Source organism: Virgibacillus sp. JSM 102003, assembly GCF_041949995.1.
GTDB lineage: Bacteria > Bacillota > Bacilli > Bacillales > Amphibacillaceae > Lentibacillus.
The window spans coordinates 22,665-38,062 of sequence record NZ_JBHFQH010000004.1 but is presented as its reverse complement, the minus strand read 5'-3'; the positions used below and the strand labels follow the sequence as shown (position 1 = coordinate 38,062).

The 15,398-nt window shown below is 36.8% G+C and carries 15 protein-coding genes; all 15 read left to right on the top strand.

The annotated features are described in order from the left end of the window. Positions 1-101 precede the first annotated feature (101 nt). The 15 genes from yfmF to cotE all read left to right on the top strand — a co-directional run bounded on the left by yfmF (position 102) and on the right by cotE (position 14,868). A complete protein-coding gene (yfmF, locus tag ACE1TG_RS05605; RefSeq protein WP_375051384.1) occupies positions 102-1,394 on the top strand; it encodes an EF-P 5-aminopentanol modification-associated protein YfmF in 1,293 nt (430 codons plus the stop codon). Beyond that, positions 1,387-2,670 (top strand): EF-P 5-aminopentanol modification-associated protein YfmH, encoded by a 1,284-nt coding sequence (yfmH, locus tag ACE1TG_RS05600; protein WP_375051383.1) that lies wholly within the window; start codon positions 1,387-1,389, stop codon positions 2,668-2,670. The genes yfmF and yfmH overlap by 8 nt, the downstream gene beginning before the upstream one ends. 8 nt (positions 2,671-2,678) lie before the next feature. Then, the gene (ymfI, locus tag ACE1TG_RS05595; protein ID WP_375051382.1) at positions 2,679-3,395 is read left to right on the top strand and encodes an elongation factor P 5-aminopentanone reductase; all 717 of its coding nucleotides are present in this window, start codon (positions 2,679-2,681) and stop codon (positions 3,393-3,395) included. Between the two features lie 75 nt (positions 3,396-3,470). Beyond that, positions 3,471-3,731 (top strand): DUF3243 domain-containing protein, encoded by a 261-nt coding sequence (locus ACE1TG_RS05590; protein ID WP_092492884.1) that lies wholly within the window; start codon positions 3,471-3,473, stop codon positions 3,729-3,731. A 184-nt stretch (positions 3,732-3,915) separates the two neighbouring features. Beyond that, positions 3,916-4,707 (top strand): YmfK family protein, encoded by a 792-nt coding sequence (locus tag ACE1TG_RS05585; RefSeq protein WP_375051381.1) that lies wholly within the window; start codon positions 3,916-3,918, stop codon positions 4,705-4,707. Positions 4,708-4,796: 89 nt separating this feature from the next. Continuing rightward, positions 4,797-5,744 (top strand): RodZ domain-containing protein, encoded by a 948-nt coding sequence (locus ACE1TG_RS05580; RefSeq protein ID WP_375051380.1) that lies wholly within the window; start codon positions 4,797-4,799, stop codon positions 5,742-5,744. 67 nt (positions 5,745-5,811) lie between these two features. Further along, positions 5,812-6,390: a CDP-diacylglycerol--glycerol-3-phosphate 3-phosphatidyltransferase gene (gene pgsA / locus ACE1TG_RS05575; RefSeq protein WP_375051379.1), complete on the top strand. Its 579-nt coding sequence runs from the start codon at positions 5,812-5,814 to the stop codon at positions 6,388-6,390. Continuing rightward, on the top strand, positions 6,387-7,634 hold the full coding sequence (locus tag ACE1TG_RS05570; RefSeq protein WP_375051378.1) for a competence/damage-inducible protein A: 1,248 nt from the start codon (positions 6,387-6,389) through the stop codon (positions 7,632-7,634). Before pgsA ends, ACE1TG_RS05570 begins: the two co-directional genes overlap by 4 nt. A 176-nt stretch (positions 7,635-7,810) precedes the next feature. After that, the gene (gene recA, locus ACE1TG_RS05565) at positions 7,811-8,845 is read left to right on the top strand and encodes a recombinase RecA (protein ID WP_375051377.1); all 1,035 of its coding nucleotides are present in this window, start codon (positions 7,811-7,813) and stop codon (positions 8,843-8,845) included. 229 nt (positions 8,846-9,074) lie between these two features. Beyond that, a complete protein-coding gene (gene rny / locus ACE1TG_RS05560; RefSeq protein WP_375051376.1) occupies positions 9,075-10,634 on the top strand; it encodes a ribonuclease Y in 1,560 nt (519 codons plus the stop codon). Positions 10,635-10,749: 115 nt separating this feature from the next. Next, positions 10,750-11,547, top strand: a complete 798-nt coding sequence (locus ACE1TG_RS05555) for a TIGR00282 family metallophosphoesterase (RefSeq protein ID WP_375051375.1) — start codon at positions 10,750-10,752, stop codon at positions 11,545-11,547. 106 nt (positions 11,548-11,653) lie between these two features. Beyond that, positions 11,654-11,914 carry a stage V sporulation protein S gene (locus ACE1TG_RS05550; protein WP_092492876.1) on the top strand — a complete coding sequence of 87 codons (261 nt, stop codon included), beginning with the start codon at positions 11,654-11,656 and terminating at the stop codon, positions 11,912-11,914. Positions 11,915-12,115: 201 nt separating this feature from the next. Beyond that, positions 12,116-13,696, top strand: coding sequence for a tRNA (N6-isopentenyl adenosine(37)-C2)-methylthiotransferase MiaB (miaB, locus tag ACE1TG_RS05545; RefSeq protein ID WP_375051374.1), 1,581 nt, complete (start codon positions 12,116-12,118; stop codon positions 13,694-13,696). A gap of 1 nt (position 13,697) precedes the next feature. After that, the gene (locus ACE1TG_RS05540; protein ID WP_375051373.1) at positions 13,698-14,126 is read left to right on the top strand and encodes a YlbF/YmcA family competence regulator; all 429 of its coding nucleotides are present in this window, start codon (positions 13,698-13,700) and stop codon (positions 14,124-14,126) included. 172 nt (positions 14,127-14,298) lie between these two features. After that, the gene (gene cotE, locus ACE1TG_RS05535) at positions 14,299-14,868 is read left to right on the top strand and encodes an outer spore coat protein CotE (protein ID WP_375051596.1); all 570 of its coding nucleotides are present in this window, start codon (positions 14,299-14,301) and stop codon (positions 14,866-14,868) included. Positions 14,869-15,398 lie beyond the last annotated feature (530 nt).

Genomic DNA, 15,398 nt, shown 5'->3' with positions numbered 1-15,398 from the left:
TTAATAGCAACCCAGGTTTTTTTGCTATAAAATAACAATTATAGGAGCACACTATGAGTAGAATGAATTTCAAACAAATACATATCCCGGGAGGGTCACAAATGGATACAATGGTTGAAGATGTGACACATGAAAATGGTGTTAACCTGCATGTTGTCCCAAGTAAAAAATTTAAGACAGTGACAATTACAGCTAAGCTAAAGGCTCCATTGTCAAGGGAGACAATAACAAAACGTGCTTTACTTCCATATGTTTTACAACAAGGAACGAAATCCTTTCCAAGCAGAAGTGACATACAGTCAAAACTTGACAGCTTGTACGGTGCAGTCCTTTCGATGGGGGGAGGAAAAAAAGGAAACAATCACATTCTGAGCATTCGTATGGAAGTGGCAAACCAAAAGTTTATTAGGGATGAATCCGCTATATTAGATGAAGCGATGGCACTACTGAAAGAGGTTATCTTTCATCCAAACAGTGAGAATGAAGCTTTTAAGCAATCTATCATAGATAGGGAAAAAGATACATTAAAACAGAAAATGAGCGCTATAATTGATGATAAAATGAGTTATGCCAACATGAAGTTAATTGATGAAATGTGTGAAGATGAACTATATAAACTTCATGTTCACGGGTATGAAGAAGATTTGGAATCAATTACTGCTGAAAACCTTTTTGCATATCACCAAACTGTATTGCAGGAAGATCAGATGGATATTTATGTATTAGGTGATTTTGATTCTGCAACAGTAAAAGAGAAGATACGTTCAACATTTCAACGCAATAAGTATCAAGATACACCTAATATAAAGGAAGATGCGACCAAAGAACTGAAGCAGCAACCTAATGTTATGATAGAAAAGCAGGATATTCAGCAAGCAAAGCTGCATTTTGGCTATCGAACACACAGTACTTACCAGGACAATGATTATTTTGCACTCCAAGTATTCAATGGTTTGTTTGGCGGGTTCCCCAGTTCTAAATTATTTATCAATGTTAGGGAAAAAAACAGCCTTGCTTATTATGCAGCATCAAGATTTGAAAGTCATAAGGGGTTATTATTTGTGTTTAGTGGTATAGCTCCTAATGATTACGAAAAAGCAAGAGAAATTATTGAACTGCAGATGGATGCAATGAAAAAGGGTGATTTTTCAGCAGAAGAGATGGATAATACGAAGGAACTAATTATTAATCAGTTGCTTGAAACCATGGACAGCGCTCAAGGTATGATTGAGTTATTGTACCAGCAGGTTGTTGCAGGGACTGAAAGATCGCCGCAGACATTAATTGAGGGTATTAAACAGGTATCAACAGAAAATGTAATTGAAGTAGCAAATAAAATTGAACTGGATACGATTTATTTACTGACTGGCAAGGGAGGCGATTCAGATGAATAAGTTAACATATGAAAATATTGATGAAACAATTTATACAAATCAGTTAAAAAATGGATTAACTGTCTTTTTACTTCCAAAGCCCGAGATGTCAAAAACGTATGGTGTCTTTTCCACTAACTATGGATCGATTGACCAAACATTTGTGCCGATAAAAGGTAGTGAAGAGATTACAGTCCCTGAAGGTGTCGCACACTTTCTGGAACACAAGATGTTTGAGAAAGAAGATCGGGATGTATTTGCAGATTTCAGTAAACAAGGTGCGTCACCAAATGCTTATACATCATTTACTAAGACGGCATACTTATTTGCAGCTACAAATTTTATTGAAAAAAATGTTGAAACGTTACTTAATTTTGTTCAGGATCCTTACTTTTCAGAAGAATCGGTAGAAAAAGAAAAAGGAATCATCGCTCAGGAAATTGAAATGTATAATGACCAACCTGATTGGCAGTCTTTCACCGGGACACTCAGGAGTATGTTCCAAAATCATCCTGTTAAGATTGATATTGCAGGTACAGTAGATTCCATTAACTCCATTACAAAGGATGATTTATATACGTGTTATAATACGTTTTATCACCCTGAGAATATGACATTGTTTATTGCGGGTAACTTTGATGCAGATAGTATGATGAATTTAATTGAAAGTAACCAGGATTCCAAAGACTTTGCTAAATTGGATACTATTCAACGGGAGTTTCCCGAGGAACCAAAAGAGGTTGCAATGAAAGAGAATAAAATTGTGATGCCAGTCTCGATTGCAAAATGTACTATAGGTATTAAAGAATCGTCAGGCGAACTAAATAAACAGGAGTTTCTAGAGAAAGATTTGCTCCAGAGTATGATTATAGACTTTTACTTTTCAAAAAGTGGTCCTTTTTATAAAAAGTTATACGAGGAGAAACTTATCGACAGCAGTTTCTCATTTGAAACAAATTTAGAGAAAAACTTTGGCTATTCATTTATCGGTAGTAATACAGATAATCCTGACCAATTTGTAGAGAGGGTTCAGCAACTATTAAAATCAACAAATAATGCTACATTTACAACAGAAGAAGTTGATCGTATGAAGAAGAAAAAGATTGGTCAGCTATTACGTGCGATGAATTCACTTGAATTTATTGCTAATAAATATATTCATTATCATACAATGGGTATAGATTTATTTGAATTGATACCATCTATTCAATCATTGAAGGTAGATCAGTTCAATTCATTTGTGCAGGATTGGATAGAAGACGATCGTATAGCTGTTTGTAAAATTGTTAATGAATAGGGGATTATATGGGGAAAAACGTATTACTAATTGGTGCTAGTGGCGATATTGGTGGTGCTATTGCTCAAGCTCTTGCTAGCGAAGGCTACAGCCTTTTATTGCATTATCACAAGAATAAACAAGCGATAGACAGAACCCGATTAAATCTTAATGAAGAATCGATATTAACCGAAATTCAAGCTGATCTAAGCGCGGAAGCAGAAGTTAAACAACTGTTAACACAGCTCGTTTACCCAGTTGATGCTGTTATATTTGCTAGTGGCAAGGCTCACTATGGACTGTTTCAAGATACAGATGAAAAGATTATGGATGAGATGCTTTCTTTACATGTAAAAATGCCTTGGCTGATTACAAAGCACTTACTTCCTGCGATGATTCAAAATAAAAAAGGGAAGATTATCTTTATTACATCTATCTGGGGTGAAATTGGTGCAAGTAACGAAGTAATGTATTCTTCGGTAAAAGGCGCACAAAATAGTTTTGTGAAATCACTGGCTAAAGAGGTCGCTCCATCAGGGATTTCTGTAAACGCTGTAAGTCCCGGATTTATTGACACAAAGATGAATAACCATTTACTGCCTGCTGAGAAAGAAAGCATAACAAATGATATACCTAACAATCGGGCTGGAACAGCCGATGATGTAGCTAATGCTATTCTTTTCTTAATGAATGAAAAATCAAGTTATATTCAAGGAGAAATTATCAATGTAACTGGTGGCTGGTAATCCTAAATAGTTATGTATAAACTTGCTAAAAAATCAAATACTAATCATGTAAAAAATTGAAGGAGGCAGATTTGTATGTCCGTTCTGGATAATTTTGAATCATGGAAAGGTTTTTTAGCGAATAAACTGGAACAAGCAGAGTCACAGGGTATGAGTCAGCAGGCCGTATCGAATATGGCATACGAAGTTGGTGATTACTTAGCAAAAGGTACTGAAGCCAAGAATAATGAAGAAGCAGTGCTAAGAGAACTTTGGAATGCAGCGGATACGGATGAAAGACATGCGTTAGCTAATACAATGGTTAAACTCGTACAGAATCAGGGAAATACAAATTAAATTTATCTATATAAATAGAGAAGCTGTTGACTAATAAATGCAGCTTCTTTATTTTTTCTTATACAGAAATGCATAATCTTCTTTTCACGGAACTTAAAATCCTTTATTATAGTTATATAGATAGATTGCAATAATATGTTTGTTTCGTTACCATTAATACAGCATGATTATAAAGGGGCTTATTATGGAAAAAACAGAATGGTACCTTGAATATGAGATTCAATATAATCGCCCTGGATTACTGGGTGATATTTCTTCTTTGTTAGGAATGCTCTCTATTAATATTATATCTATAAATGGTGTAGAGAATTCAAGAAGAGGAATGTTATTACTTTCAAGAGAAGATGAGCAAATCACTCGATTGAAGTCAATTTTACAAACAATGGACATGATAGAAGTAAAAAAATTACGTAAACCGAAACTTCGTGATAAACTTGCTGTAAGACATGGACGATACATACATAGTGATGCCGATGATCGAAAGACGTTTCGTTTCGTCCGTGCTGATTTAGGTGTATTAGTTGACTTTATGGCCGAGTTATATAAAAAGGAAGGTCATAAATTAATAGGAATTCGTGGCATGCCGCGTGTAGGCAAAACGGAGTCGATTGTAGCTGCAAGCGTTTGTGCCAATAAACGTTGGTTATTTGTATCAAGTACTTTATTAAAGCAAACTATCCGAAGTCAATTAATACAGGATGAGTATAATAATGATAATTTGTACATTATTGATGGTATTGTCTCGACTAGGCGTGCCAATGAAAAGCACTGGCAGCTAATTCGTGAGATTATGCAGCTTCCCGCTATTAAAGTTGTGGAGCATCCTGATATGTTCGTACAAACTACTGAATATAAATTAGATGACTTTGATTATATTATTGAATTACGCAGCAATGAAGACGAATCAATTACATACGAAACTGTTGAGCAGGATCAATTCAGTCAGGATAATGGCTTTTCGATGTTTGATTTCTAGCAGGTAAGTCAGTATATAAACTTTCTTAACTATAAGTACAACTAAGGCTTTCGTCATTAAAACTTGGCGACAAGCTAAGTTTTCTAAAAATGGATGGTGTTATTATGGAGATAGGATCAAGACTAAAAGAAGCTAGAGAAGAAAAACAGATATCATTGGAAAGTTTACAGGAAACAACTAAAATTCAAAAGAGATACCTAGAAGCAATCGAACAAGGGAATTTCCATATTTTACCAGGTAAATTTTATGCTAGGGCATTTATTAAAGAGTATGCAAATGCGGTAGGTTTGGATTCAACTGAGCTGCTGGAAGAATATAAAGATGAAATACCAAAGACCGAAGCAGAAAGTTCTACCCAATATACCCAAATTCACCGGTCGCGTAAGGACAATAATCCAACAAAAAGTTCACCATTCTTCTCATTTATTCCAACTATTATTGTCGTTCTTTTAGTGATAGGTATTGTTTTTGCAGCATGGTATTTCTATCAGCAAACCTTGTCTGATGATAGTTCAGAACCTGTAGACCCACAAAATAATGGTGATGAGGTTACTTACCCTGCCGAAAACGATCAGGAAAAAGAACAAGCTGAAGATGAAAACTCCGGTGCAAACTCTGAATCAACAAGTGAGGAAAATAATAACGCAGATTCAGAAGAGACAGAACAAAAACAAGAACAACCACAGCCAGCATTAAGTGTAGTTGAAGAAGGTACTGGATCCACACCTGAATCAACACTTGCTCTGGATAATGCTAGTGATAATGTAACCGCGACATTAGAGACTTCTGCCAAATCATGGCTTGAAGTGGAGAACGGTGATGGTGAATCTTTATTTTCAGGGATGTTCACTGCTGGTGATTCTCCGCTTGAACTAGATCTTTCTGAAGCAGAGCGCGTATGGTTTAGAGTTGGGTCTGCACCTGATTTGTCGATTACGATTGATGGTGTGAAAGTTAATTATCCGGTTGATGAAAATGATTATATGCTTCAAAATCTTTGGATAAATATTAACAAAGCAAGTGCACAATCAAATTAGTAATTAGCCATTCTATTATACCCCCTTCCTTATATGGAGGGGGTTTATACCGTAGGAGGAAATAGTTGTGAATATACCAAATAAAATCACGCTCTCACGTATATTTTTAATCCCAATTTTCATTATTCTATTAAGTGTTCCATTCAACTGGGGTGTATGGAACATTGGCGAGTCATCTCTCCCTGTATCACATCTTGCTGCGGCAATTTTGTTTATCGTTGCTTCAACAACTGACTGGGTGGATGGCTATTACGCCAGAAAGTATAATTTAGTTACAAATTTGGGAAAGTTTTTAGATCCACTAGCAGATAAACTGCTTGTAGCCACTGCACTTATTTTACTTGTTGAACTAGGACTGGCACCTGCATGGGTTACGATTATAATTATTAGTAGAGAATTTGCAATTACTGGTCTGCGTTTGGTAGCTGCTGGTGAGGGAGTAGTCTTAGCAGCTGGCAGCATGGGGAAGTTAAAAACAGTAACTCAAATGATTGCGATTGCGGCATTACTGCTTCATAATTTTCCATTTTCATATATGGGATTACCTTTTGCTACCATAATGCTGTATGTCGCCTTATTCTTTACAATCTTATCCGGTTATGATTATTTTGTTAAAAATTGGCATGTTATGAGGGATTCAAAATGACGAAACAGTTTCGAACAGAAATTATTGCAGTGGGTACGGAGCTATTATTGGGACAGATTGCCAACACAAACGCTCAGTGGATGTCCGAAAAACTGGCAACGATAGGAATGAATGTGTTTCATCATTCAGTTGTGGGAGATAACCTGCAAAGAGTGAGGGAACAGTTTGAGCATTCAAAGAGCCGGGCAGATATTATAATTGTTACTGGTGGATTAGGTCCGACAGAGGATGACTTAACTAGAGAAGCATTTCAGGAAATAGCCAATAGGGAAATAATTGAACACCGTCCATCAATGGAAAAAATAGAGGCGTATTATAGGAAACAGAAAACTAAAATGACTCCGAACAATCGAAAACAAGCTCGCGTATTTAATGGTGCTGACGTAATTGAAAATACCGTGGGAATGGCACCAGGAATGATTGTATCTGAAGATGATACAACGTGGATTTTTTTGCCTGGTGTACCAAGAGAAATGAAACAGATGATGTCGGATAAGGTAATGCCGTATCTTCAGCAACTAACAGGAGAAAGCTCCGTTATCAAATCTACAATGCTGCGATTTATAGGCATTGGTGAGTCACAGCTTGAGGATAAACTTAGTGATATTATTCAAAATCAAAGTAATCCCACGATTGCTCCTTTGGCACAAAGTGAAGGTATAGCAATCAGGCTAACTGCTAAGGCGAACACCCAAGAAGAAGCGTTAAATTTAATAAGCAAGACAAAGATGCAAATTCATGCCAAAGTAGGAGACTACATCTATGGAGCCGATGAGCAATCAATAGAGGAGAACGTGTTTAACTTGTTAAAGGCTCAAAATAAACACATAGGTGCTGCTGAAAGCTTAACAGGAGGTATGTTTACCGACAAACTAATAGCTGTTGAGGGCGCCTCTGAAGTATGCCGTGGCGGACTTGTTTGTTATGATACAAACGTTAAAGAAAAGGTGTTGCATGTTTTACCTGAAACGATTAGGCAGCACGGAACAGTCAGTGAAGAATGTGCGCTGGAAATGTCCAGAAATATATGTGCACTATTAGAGTCAGATATAGGAATTAGTTTTACGGGTGTTGCTGGTTCGGATAGTGTGGAAGGTCATCCTGCAGGAACTGTTTTTATTGCTATTGATGACGGTACTAAAGAAAGAATTGCAAAGAAATTTACATTCCAGGGCGACCGTCAAACAATACGAAAAAAAGCCACTTTAAAAGGATTTGAACTTTTATATAATTTGTTGAAATAGTATTTTGGGATCATGAATTTACTGGGAATTTGTATTTTCAGAGTCTAATAATCTAGTAAAATTCATTTCTCACGTTATAAAAACCTCGAAAAATGAGAACATTTATTCGTTCTTTTCTTGGCAAATCATGAAAAACAAGGTATGATGTAGATAGTTAATTAAAGGAGGTAAGCTCGTTGGGAGATAAAAAGCAAGCTTTAGATATGGCGTTAAAACAAATTGAAAAACAATTCGGTAAAGGTTCTGTTATGAAATTAGGTGAACAGGCTGAACAAAAGATCGCAACAATTCCAAGTGGTTCGCTGGCATTGGATGTAGCCTTAGGTATTGGTGGATATCCAAGAGGACGAGTAGTGGAAATATATGGACCAGAATCTTCTGGTAAAACAACTGTTGCTCTTCATGCAATTGCTGAAGCACAACGAAAAGGTGGACATGCGGCATTTATAGATGCGGAGCATGCACTTGATCCTACATATGCGCGAGCATTAGGAGTGAATATAGATGAACTGCTATTATCTCAGCCAGATACCGGTGAACAAGCACTGGAAATTGCTGAGGCACTTGTGCGCAGTGGCGCTGTAGATATAGTTGTTGTTGACTCGGTTGCTGCCTTAGTTCCAAAAGCGGAAATTGAAGGAGAAATGGGCGATGCACATGTGGGCTTGCAGGCACGTCTTATGTCGCAAGCATTAAGAAAACTATCAGGTGCAATTAATAAATCAAAGACAACTGCTATATTCATTAACCAGATCAGGGAAAAAGTTGGGGTGATGTTTGGTAATCCTGAAACAACACCTGGTGGTCGCGCACTTAAATTCTATGCATCTGTTAGATTGGAAGTTCGTCGTGCAGAGACATTGAAACAGGGAAATGATATGGTTGGGAATAAAACACGAATTAAAGTAGTTAAAAATAAAGTAGCGCCGCCCTTCAAGAAGGCAGAGGTTGACATTATGTATGGGGAAGGTATTTCCAAAGAGGGAGAAATAATAGATGTTGGATCCGACCTTGATATCGTTCAAAAAAGTGGTGCATGGTATTCCTATAATGGGGATCGGCTTGGACAGGGCCGGGAAAATGCAAAAGAATATCTGAAGGCGAATGGGAATGTCATGACGGAACTACATGAAATGATCCGGCAACATTATAATTTAGATGAACAGCCGGATGAAACCGAAGAAAAGGGACAGGAAAGTTTAGATGTATAAAAATATTTAACTTAAATAATCCTTTGCTGGTAATTACTAGCAAAGGATTTAATAATTTGACCAAATTGTTAATTGTTACGATTCCTTGACATTGGCTATACGGACAATTACAATTAAATTGTATAATTTTATATTTTTATTATACAAATTTACTTATTTATTATTGAACATTGTACATGCCGACAATAATGAATTGTTGTACAACTTATAGCAATAGGAGGTGAACCCCATGGACAGTCCCTTAATCATCTCCATTTTGCTTGCCGTAATCGTCGGTATTGTTGTTGGTTATCTGATTCGTAAATCTATTGCAGAAGCTAAAATTTCCAGTGCGGAAAATTTAGCTAAACAAATAGTAGATGAAGCACATCGAAATGCAGATGCCTCTAAAAAAGAGGCACTTCTTGAGGCGAAGGATGAAAATCATAAACTTCGTCAGCAGACAGAAGAAGACTTACGTGAACGTCGAACAGAAGTACAAAAGCAAGAAAATCGTCTGATGCAAAAAGAAGAAAATCTGGACAGAAAAAGTGAAACGCTGGATAAGCGAGAGCTCTTGTTAGAGAAGAAAGAACAATCACTAACAGAAAAACAACAACAAATTGAAGAAATGGAAAGCAAAGTGGAAGCTGTAATTCAAGAGCAGCAAACGGAGCTTGAACGCATTTCAGGGTATACAACTGATCAGGCAAGACAGATTATTTTAGAGCGAGTCGAACAAGAGGTTAGTCATGAATCAGCATTAATGATTAAAGAAGCTGAAAATCGTGCGAAAGAAGAAGCGGACAAGAAAGCGAAAAGTATTCTTTCATTAGCCTTACAGCGTTGCGCCGCAGACCATGTTGCTGAAACCACTGTATCTGTTGTAAACCTCCCTAATGACGAAATGAAGGGTCGTATTATTGGTCGTGAAGGCCGTAATATTCGGACCTTAGAAACGCTTACCGGAATTGATTTAATTATTGATGATACGCCGGAAGCAGTAATTTTATCAGGTTTTGATCCAATACGTCGAGAGACAGCTCGTATGGCTCTAGAGAAACTCGTACAAGACGGTAGAATACACCCTGCAAGAATTGAAGAAATGGTGGATAAAGCCAGACGTGAGGTAGATGAATATATACGGGAAATTGGAGAGGAAACAACGTTTGAGGTTGGAGTACACGGACTACATCCGGATTTAGTTAAAATACTTGGTCGCCTAAAATATCGTACAAGCTATGGTCAAAATGTGTTAAAGCATTCTACAGAGGTAGCATACCTTTCCGGACTGCTTGCTGCTGAGTTAGGTGAAGATGAAATACTTGCAAGAAGAGCTGGCTTACTTCATGACATTGGTAAAGCCATTGATCATGAAGTAGAGGGAAGCCATGTTGAAATTGGGAAAGAACTTGGAATCAAGTACAAGGAACATGAGGTTGTCATTAATTCGATTGCTTCTCACCATGGTGATGAGGAAGCTACTTCCATAATTTCTGTTTTGGTAGCTGCAGCTGATGCATTATCCGCTGCACGTCCTGGAGCAAGAAGTGAAACATTGGAAAATTACATTAAACGACTTGAAAAACTAGAAGAAATATCAGAGTCGTTTACAGGAGTAGAAAAGTCATTCGCTATTCAGGCGGGTAGAGAAATCAGAATTATGGTTAAACCTGATGAAATTGATGACATTGATTCAGTAAAAATCGCACGAGATATTCGTAAGCAAATTGAAGGCGAATTGGATTACCCAGGTCATATTAAAGTAACTGTTATTAGAGAAACTAGAGCAGTTGAATATGCAAAATAAGTGACCATTAGAGGAACTAGATTAATAAAAGCGGCCAACTGGTCGCTTTTATTTTTGCTTTACAGTATAATTTGATTGTGAAACATACTTTTTACCCGTTAGGATGAGAAAAATTATGAAAATATTGTTTATCGGTGATGTAGCTGGATCTCCCGGAAGAGATATGGTTCAGCATTATTTACCTAAATTAAAGGAAAAACACCGTCCGCATATAACGATTATTAATGGAGAAAACGCAGCATCCGGAAAAGGGATTACTGAAAAAATTTATAAGCAATTTCTTGAATGGGGTGCTCAGGTGATTACAATGGGGAATCATACTTGGGATAAAAAAGAAATTTTTGAATTTATTGATGATGCCAAGAACATGGTGCGCCCGGCAAACTTCCCAGAGGGTACACCTGGAAAAGGGCTTACGTTTGTAAATTTAAATGGAAACGAAATTGCTGTGATCAACATGCAAGGTCGTACCTTTTTACCTGCACTTGATGACCCATTTCGAAAAATGGATGAACTAATTGAGGAAGCAAAGAAACGTACAAGTATTATTTTTGTGGATTTTCATGCAGAAGCTACAAGTGAAAAACAAGCAATGGGCTGGTACCTGGATGGTCGAGTCAGTGCTGTAGTTGGGACACATACACACACACAAACAGCTGATGATCGTATTTTACCACAAGGGACAGCATATATTACTGATGTTGGGATGACTGGACCCTATGATTCCATTTTAGGTATGGAAAAGGAAGCTGTTATGAAAAAGTTCCTCACGAATTTACCGGTACGTTTTGAAATTGACACAACGGGAAGAAGTCAGTTGAACGGATTGTTCGTTACAATAAGTGATAAAACTGGAAAGGCTACTCAGGTTGAACGTATTTTAATAAATGATGATCATCCTTTCTTCGGTTGATTATTTGAATGTTTAGAATTATTGATGCATAATAAGGTAATAAGCTATCATCTCCAAGAATATAGTAGCAATAGAACTACAATAGTAATTGAAGGAGGTACTAGTAATGGAAGTATTAAAGGTTTCAGCAAAATCAAATCCAAATTCAGTAGCAGGTGCACTTGCGAATGTCCTACGGGAACGAGGAACAGCGGAAATGCAGGCAATTGGTGCAGGCGCTTTAAACCAGTCTGTTAAAGCGGTAGCAATTGCCAGAGGATTTGTAGCGCCTAGCGGGGTTGATTTAATTTGTATTCCAGCTTTTACTGATATTATGATTGATGAGGAAGAACGGACAGCGATTAAACTGATTGTAGAACCCAGATAACTTACTAAATATAATATTAAGTGTTGCGCAGCTGCGTAACACTATTTTTATGACAAAATTGGTAAACTTTCTTTTTCATTAGGTTTTTTCTATGTCGCTAAACTGCTCATGTATTGTTAAATTTGCCTATAGGCTTTATAATTTAATAATGTACATCTATGTCATTAAAAGCGTTTTATATATAAGAAAGGAGTTTCGTTAATGAATGAGCAGCAACGAAAGGATCAGTCTCAAATAAAGCAACCGGAAAATCCAACGGACATAAAATCCGAATCGGATAATATGACACGGTTAAAAAACACTTCCAGTGACGACATTATTTCAAAGTACTTTGAAACGACATATGAGCCACCAAATTTAAATAAGGCACGTAAACGTGGCCGTGATGATGTGAAAGTTCATTATGACTTTGAAGTTCCTGAAGGTATGGAGAAAATTGGCGAGGGCAAAAAGTTCATGATTCGTACATATGGATGTCAGATGAATGAGCATGATACAGAGGTGATGGCAGGTATTCTTACCGAAATGGGTTATGAGTCTACTTCAGACACAAAAGAAGCGGACATTATCTTATTAAACACCTGTGCAATTCGCGAAAATGCTGAGAACAAAGTGTTTGGAGAAATTGGTCACTTAAAACCCCTTAAATTAGAAAATCCAGACTTAATCCTTGGCGTATGTGGGTGTATGTCACAGGAAGAGTCTGTTGTAAATCGGATTTTGAAAAAGCATCCGCAAATTGATCTGATCTTCGGGACACATAATATTCATCGACTACCAAACTTAGTAAAAGAGGCTATGTTTGGAAAAGAAAAGATTGTAGAAGTGTGGTCCAAAGAGGGAGACATTATTGAAAATCTTCCAAAAGCACGAAAAGGTAATATAAAAGCATGGGTTAACATTATGTATGGCTGTGACAAATTCTGTACCTACTGCATTGTTCCAATGACGCGCGGTAAGGAACGTAGCCGCAGACCGGAAGATATAATACAGGAAGTTAGACATCTGACAGCACAGGGTTATAAAGAAGTTACCCTGCTTGGGCAAAATGTTAATGCATATGGAAAAGATTTAGAGGGATTATCATATGGACTTGGTGATTTGATGGATGATATTCATAAAATCGATATACCACGTGTACGTTTTACAACATCACATCCTAGAGATTTTGATGATCGCTTAATTGAAGTGTTATCTCAGGGCGGAAACTTGCTTGACCATATCCATCTTCCTGTTCAATCAGGCAGTAGTGAAATTCTAAAGAAAATGAACCGAAAGTATACGCGTGAAGACTATTTGGAATTAGTTCGTAAAATACGTGAAGCTATGCCTAACGCAACTCTCACTACTGATATCATTGTTGGCTTTCCAAATGAAACAGAAGAACAATTTGAAGAAACAATGACATTGGTAGAAGAAGTTGGTTTTGAAGCAGCATATACATTTATTTATTCACCTCGTGATGGTACGCCAGCAGCCAGAAAAACAGATGATGTACCAGAAGAAGTGAAAAAACAACGGTTATACCGTTTAAATGATCTTGTCAATAAACAATCAGCAGAATCAATGAAAACCTATGATAATAAGATAGTTAAAGTTCTTGTTGATGGTGAAAGTAAGAAAAACCCAGATGTTCTTGCTGGGTATACAGAAAGAAATAAACTGGTAAACTTTAAAGGTCCTAAGTCAGCAATTGGCAAAATTGTTGAAGTCGAAATTACCGAATCCAAAACATGGTCATTAAATGGTGTAATGGTAGAAAATACAGTTGAGGTGAATTAATATGGCTGAATATACACGAAAACAAGTACTTGATGAGGCAAAAGGCTTGGCACAGATGCTAGCTGGCACAGAAGAAATTGATCGCTTTAAACAAGTTGAGGCGAAAATTAATGATAATAAGAAAGTACAAAAATTAATAACTAAAATTAAAACATTACAGAAGCAGGCCGTTAATTTTCAGGCTTATGAAAAGACAGAAGCATTGAAAAAGGTAGAAGCTGAAATTGACCGTTTGCAAGCTGAGATTGATGATATTCCAGTGGTACAGGAATTCAAAGAAACGCAAATTGTAGTTAATGACATCTTGCAATTGGTTTCTGGGACAATTGCGCGAGAGGTAACAAATGATGTAATATCATCAACCGGCGGTGACCTTTTATCAGGAGAAACCGGTTCAAAGTCAAATAACGGCTCAGCATGCAGCCATTAATTTAATGCCAGGCAGGAAATTTTTCTTGCCTGGCTTTCCTTATGGCAAAAGCATTTAAATGCTTTTTCAAAAAAGATATCTCAATCTTTATGTCCTTTTATAGAATAGCTATGCACTATAGGTATTTGTCTTGCATAAAATGACTATGAAAAAAGAGGAGGTAAACGAAATTATGACTTTTCTTGATCAAGAATTCAGAGAAATCATTACGAAAGCTGTTTGTGGTAAGGGCAGAAAGTTCACGCAGGCTACTCACAATATCTCACCGTCACATAGACCATCAAGCATTCTTGGCTGCTGGGTAATTAACCATCTATATAATGCCAAGAAAAAATCAGAAGATACTGTAGAGGTAAATGGCAGTTACGATATTAATATCTGGTATTCGTACAATGATAATACGAAAACTGAGGTGGTAACAGAACGTGTAACGTATTGTGATTATATTCCACTATCTGTTAAGGATGATCATTGTCTGACCGATGATTATGATGTCGTTGCCAAAGTAATTCAACAGCCTAATTGTCTGGAGTGCCAGATTGCTAACCAAGGGAATAAAATAGTTGTGGAAATAGAGCGAGAATTTGTTGTCCAAATTATCGGTGAAACAAAGGTTAAAGTAAGGGTAAATCCTAAAGGTTTCAATGATGATTATGATGATGACGATTGGGGATTTGATATAACAGACGACGAGTTAAGTGATGTAAGTCCGGATTTTGTGAACGATAAAGCGAAGGACTAAAAAACTTACGAGGGTTAATTCTCTCGTAAGTTTTTTTTTTGCAGTTAAGAAAGGATAACTTATTTCAAATATGAGCTGTTTTTGTTTTTAAAAGGTTTTATAGGGATTTACCAGGATTATTAGGATGAAGTATTACCACTCGGAATGATAAGGATCTGAGTAATGAATCCTCATTCCGCTAAATAGCAGAAAAGGTGCTCTCGGGAGGGTGAGACGGATCCTCGTTCCGCTAATAGCAGAAGATCAGCCAAAATTGAGGTAAAAATGACAAATAGCGGAAGAACGAAATCGCTTTGCGATGGCTAAAAACCTAAAAAATTCACCAATAATACACAAAAAAAGAAAAAGTATGCTCTATTTTATGGTATTGTTTAATCGCTAAACAAAACAAACCAAATAGAAAGGCATACTTTTTCTATGAAAATTATAACACGGAATTCAAGTATAATACATCCCCAAATTTATAAGGCAACCCGAGCTCCACCCTTACATAATTTTTGGTTTAGACGTTTGAAACGTAATCAATTATT

What these genes read in the sequence shown, in the direction of transcription:
- yfmF (WP_375051384.1), top strand. Translation starts at nt 102, where the DNA reads ATGGATACAATGGTTGAAGATGTGACACATGAAAATGGTGTTAACCTG.
- yfmH (WP_375051383.1), top strand. Translation starts at nt 1,387, where the DNA reads ATGAATAAGTTAACATATGAAAATATTGATGAAACAATTTATACAAAT.
- ymfI (WP_375051382.1), top strand. Translation starts at nt 2,679, where the DNA reads ATGGGGAAAAACGTATTACTAATTGGTGCTAGTGGCGATATTGGTGGT.
- ACE1TG_RS05590 (WP_092492884.1), top strand. Translation starts at nt 3,471, where the DNA reads ATGTCCGTTCTGGATAATTTTGAATCATGGAAAGGTTTTTTAGCGAAT.
- ACE1TG_RS05585 (WP_375051381.1), top strand. Translation starts at nt 3,916, where the DNA reads ATGGAAAAAACAGAATGGTACCTTGAATATGAGATTCAATATAATCGC.
- ACE1TG_RS05580 (WP_375051380.1), top strand. Translation starts at nt 4,797, where the DNA reads ATGGATGGTGTTATTATGGAGATAGGATCAAGACTAAAAGAAGCTAGA.
- ACE1TG_RS05570 (WP_375051378.1), top strand. Translation starts at nt 6,387, where the DNA reads ATGACGAAACAGTTTCGAACAGAAATTATTGCAGTGGGTACGGAGCTA.
- rny (WP_375051376.1), top strand. Translation starts at nt 9,075, where the DNA reads ATGGACAGTCCCTTAATCATCTCCATTTTGCTTGCCGTAATCGTCGGT.
- ACE1TG_RS05555 (WP_375051375.1), top strand. Translation starts at nt 10,750, where the DNA reads ATGAAAATATTGTTTATCGGTGATGTAGCTGGATCTCCCGGAAGAGAT.
- ACE1TG_RS05550 (WP_092492876.1), top strand. Translation starts at nt 11,654, where the DNA reads ATGGAAGTATTAAAGGTTTCAGCAAAATCAAATCCAAATTCAGTAGCA.
- miaB (WP_375051374.1), top strand. Translation starts at nt 12,116, where the DNA reads ATGAATGAGCAGCAACGAAAGGATCAGTCTCAAATAAAGCAACCGGAA.
- ACE1TG_RS05540 (WP_375051373.1), top strand. Translation starts at nt 13,698, where the DNA reads ATGGCTGAATATACACGAAAACAAGTACTTGATGAGGCAAAAGGCTTG.
- cotE (WP_375051596.1), top strand. Translation starts at nt 14,299, where the DNA reads ATGACTTTTCTTGATCAAGAATTCAGAGAAATCATTACGAAAGCTGTT.